Source organism: Sphingopyxis sp. (assembly GCF_035250425.1).
In the GTDB taxonomy this organism is placed as follows: domain Bacteria; phylum Pseudomonadota; class Alphaproteobacteria; order Sphingomonadales; family Sphingomonadaceae; genus Sphingopyxis.
Map to the genome: position 1 here is coordinate 1 of NZ_DATFFD010000112.1, position 3,706 is coordinate 3,706.

Below are 3,706 nucleotides of genomic sequence, written 5' to 3' on the forward strand. Positions count from 1 at the left end.
TCGTCATCTCGCTTCTCCAGAACAGCCGCACCGCGTTTCCGCTCTTCTTGAACACTGCGAGCGCGGGATTTTCGCCGCCGTCGGCGTTCAGCAGACGGAAGTCGCGGGCGTAATCGTCGCCGGCCAGCTGCAGGAAATCGAGCGCCTGCCATCCGCGTTCGAGCGCAAAGGCCTTTTGCCGCTCGACCGGGCTGCGGCCGAAGATCTTGAACGCGACGCGCTGCTTCAGGTCGTTGGCGTTGCCATCGACCGAGCCCAGCCAGTTGGTGCACATCGGGCAGGGGCGCTCGCGCTCGGGGCCGTACATCCAGAAATAGCTGACCAGCGTATCGTGCCCGCCGAACAGTTCGGCCAGCCCCAGTTCGGCGCCGTTCGCGTCCTTGAACCGGTAATCCTTCATCAACGGCCCCGGCGGCAGCTGGCGCCGCTGCTCGGCGATCCGCGTCATCTTGCGCCGCAGGTCGATTTCTTCGGCCAGCAGGGATTTTCGGGCCTTGGTGTAGGATTCGTCTTCGCCAGGAAAAGCACGTCTACGTGAAGCAAGCGCCGGCGCAGCCGACAGGGTTTGGCGAAGGGCCATCCAATTCTCCTTTTCGGGAGAACGTGCCGTGGGCATCATTGTTGCAGCGGCGTTTCACCGCTGCCCGCAGATATGCGTCGTTTCGTCGCCGATCAGCCGGGGGCGACTTCCCACAGGATCAGCTTGGTCGCGCCCACATTCTCGCGCGCCCTTGCGCCTTCCAGCCGCGTCAGCTTGGCATCGCCCTTCAGCGCGCTCATTTCGAACATTGCATCGATCACGACGACTTCGCCGGCGCCGACCTCAAGCTCGATCGTGCCGGCATTGGCCATAAGACCCTTGGCCATCGCGGCATGCAGCCGATGCGTGCCCGGCTCGACGTCGGCCATCAGCATTTGCCCCGACTTGATCTGGCCTCTTGCGGTCTCGTCGAGCGTGATGTTCATGCCCTGCAGCGCGGCAACGAAGCCCCGGCGCGTCACATAGATACGTGCCTTTCCCTCGGGCGCGCGCATCGTCCGGGCGTCGGCGAGCGTAGCGGTATCGGCCTTCTTGCCCGACTTGTTGCTCGACAGCGACCAGATGATCAGCCCGATGATTGCAACCAGCGTGACCGCCGAAAAGGTCAGCATCGCGCCAGTCGAGAGCGATTGGGCAAGGGCGGGTCCCATGAGCGCCCCGACAATCGCCGCGACAAAGATCATGGTGACCCAGAATGTATTCTTGCTCATATCGCTCTCCTGTTCAGGCGGGCAGAAATTCCCCCGTTGTTTCGTCCATCAGGTGCAGCACGCCGTCGCTGATCGCGAAAAAAGCGCCGCGCAGTCGCAGCGTCCCGCGCCGTTCCTTCTCCTGAATGCAGGGAAAAGTCCTCAAATTGTCAAGGCTTACGCGCACCGCTGCCAATTCCATCGCACGGCCGGCTTCGCGGTTGTCGATGTTCTGATGTGCGCTGCGAACCTGCTCGCTGGCGTCGTCGAGCATCGCGATCCAGTCGGCGATAAATCCGCCGCGTCCCGGTTCGGCGCCCGCCATCGAACGGTGCAGCGCGGCGTGGCACCCGCCGCACATGCCGTGACCCATCACGACGATTTCCTCGACCTTCAGGAACTGGACGGCGAATTCGAGCGCGGCCGAGACGCCGTGACGTCCGGGTGTCGTCTCGAACGGCGGCACCAATGCTGCGACGTTACGGACGACGAAGACTTCGCCCGGGCTGGTGTCGAAAATCTGCGACGGTTCGGATCGGCTGTCCGAGCAGGCGATGATCATCACCTTGGGCGATTGGCCTTCGGCGAGTTCGTTCCAGCGTTCGCGCTGTTGCTGCCAGCCGCCGTTACGGAAACGCCGGTAACCCTCGATCATATCTGCAAAGTCAGTCATGGAGGCGCCTTAGCATAGGTAGAGAGGTTGAGAAGAGGCGCGTGCACGACTATGTGGGCGAAATGAACGCTCCCGCATCACCCGCCACCACTGCCAGCCAGCGCCAGCGCAAGCCCGACTGGATCCGCGTCAAGGCGCCGACCAGCCCGGGTTACGCCGAAACGCGCAAGCTGATGCGCGAGCTCAACCTGCATACGGTGTGCGAGGAGGCCGCGTGCCCGAACATCGGCGAATGCTGGACCAAAAAGCATGCGACGGTGATGATTCTGGGCGACACCTGCACCCGCGCCTGCGCCTTCTGTAACGTCAAGACCGGCATGCCGCGCCCCGTCGATCTGCTCGAGCCCGAGCATACCGCAATCGCGGCGGCGAAGATGGGGCTCAGCCACATCGTGATCACATCGGTCGACCGCGACGATTTGCCCGACGGTGGCGCGAGCCAGTTCGTGAAGGTCATCAACGCGCTGCGCCGCGAAACGCCGCAGACGACGATTGAAATCCTGACGCCCGATTTCCGTAACAAGCCCGAAAGCGCGGTCGCGGCGATCGTCGATGCGCGCCCCGACGTCTATAACCACAATCTCGAAACCGTCCCGCGGCTCTATCCGACGATCCGCCCGGGCGCGCGCTATTACGCGTCGCTCCGCCTGCTCGAAAGCGTGAAGCGCCGCGATCCGTCGATCTTCACCAAGTCGGGCATGATGCTCGGCCTCGGCGAAGAACGGATGGAGGTGCATCAGGTCATGGACGACATGCGCAGCGCCGACATCGATTTCATGACAATGGGTCAATATCTCCAGCCGACGCCGAAGCATGCGAAGGTGATCGACTTCGTGACGCCGCAGGCGTTCGACGCCTATGCGCAGATCGCGCGCGCCAAGGGCTTCCTGCAGGTAGCCTCGTCGCCGCTCACGCGTTCAAGCTATCATGCGGGCGACGATTTCGAGCGGATGCGCGCAGCCCGCGAAGCGCAACTGGCGTGCGTCAAGGCGGACTGACGGGACTTTGCCTCGGCACCACGAAACCCGCGTCCTGCCGTACAGCGACGAGCAGATGTTCGCGCTCGTCACCGATATCGAGCGCTATCCCGAGTTCCTGCCATGGGTCGTCGCGCTACGCCTCCGCAGCGACAGCGAGCATGAAGCGGTCGCCGACATGATCGTCGGCTTCAAGGGGCTGCGCGAAAGCTTCTCTTGCCGCGTCCACAAGCAGCGGCCGCGCGAGGTTTGCGTGAGCTACATCGACGGGCCGATGAAACATCTGAATAACGAATGGCATTTCCAGCCCGCGGAGGGCGGGGGATGCCGCGTCGATTTCCTCGTCGATTTCTCGTTCCGGAGCCGCATGTTCGAAGCGCTCGCGGGGCAAATGTTCGACAAGGCGCTGCGCAAGATGATCGCGGCGTTCGAAACGCGCGCCGACGAGCTTTATGGGGCTATGGCGTGAGAATGCCCAGGCGCGTTCGGGGAGCTCTGGGCCTGTTCGCTGGTTGCCTGATCTCTATCGCGTTTTTCGACGCGACCTTCAAACATGTTGCGCCTTTTCTCTTGGCGGCATCACTCCTGATGGGTGTTGCTTTGATCGAATTTTTGATCGAGCGCAGCAAAGGTAACCGGAATAGCTAAGCCGTTCTTGCAAGATTCTGCGGTTCAGGTCGCCGGCAGCGCGATGTCCTCCGACGGCCGCAGCTCGTCCCTTTCGGGCTGAAGCAGGTCGAGCGCAAACAGCGTGGCCGCATGGCGGATCGCCGCGCGGTCGGTCGATTCGAACTGCACCCGCTGGGTGAAATAATCGTCGGGATCC

Annotated in this window: 5 protein-coding genes; 2 read left to right on the forward strand and 3 right to left on the reverse strand. The window is 62.9% G+C overall.

The window, feature by feature from the left end; all coding sequences use genetic code 11:
* From VJ811_RS06435 to VJ811_RS06445, 3 genes are all read right to left on the reverse strand, one after another.
* A partial coding sequence (locus VJ811_RS06435) for a DUF899 family protein (protein WP_324071434.1) occupies positions 1-580 on the reverse strand: 580 nt, incomplete at its 3' end.
* Positions 581-672: 92 nt separating this feature from the next.
* Positions 673-1,251, reverse strand: coding sequence for a hypothetical protein (locus VJ811_RS06440; RefSeq protein WP_324071435.1), 579 nt, complete (start codon positions 1,249-1,251; stop codon positions 673-675).
* Positions 1,252-1,264: 13 nt separating this feature from the next.
* A complete protein-coding gene (locus tag VJ811_RS06445) occupies positions 1,265-1,903 on the reverse strand; it encodes a carbonic anhydrase (protein WP_324071436.1) in 639 nt (212 codons plus the stop codon).
* Positions 1,904-1,965: 62 nt separating this feature from the next.
* Here VJ811_RS06445 and lipA point away from each other — a divergent pair, with 62 nt between their 5' ends.
* Positions 1,966-2,901, forward strand: a complete 936-nt coding sequence (gene lipA / locus VJ811_RS06450) for a lipoyl synthase (protein ID WP_324071437.1) — start codon at positions 1,966-1,968, stop codon at positions 2,899-2,901.
* A 7-nt stretch (positions 2,902-2,908) separates the two neighbouring features.
* Positions 2,909-3,349: a type II toxin-antitoxin system RatA family toxin gene (locus VJ811_RS06455; protein ID WP_324071438.1), complete on the forward strand. Its 441-nt coding sequence runs from the start codon at positions 2,909-2,911 to the stop codon at positions 3,347-3,349.
* Positions 3,350-3,706: the final 357 nt, after the last annotated feature.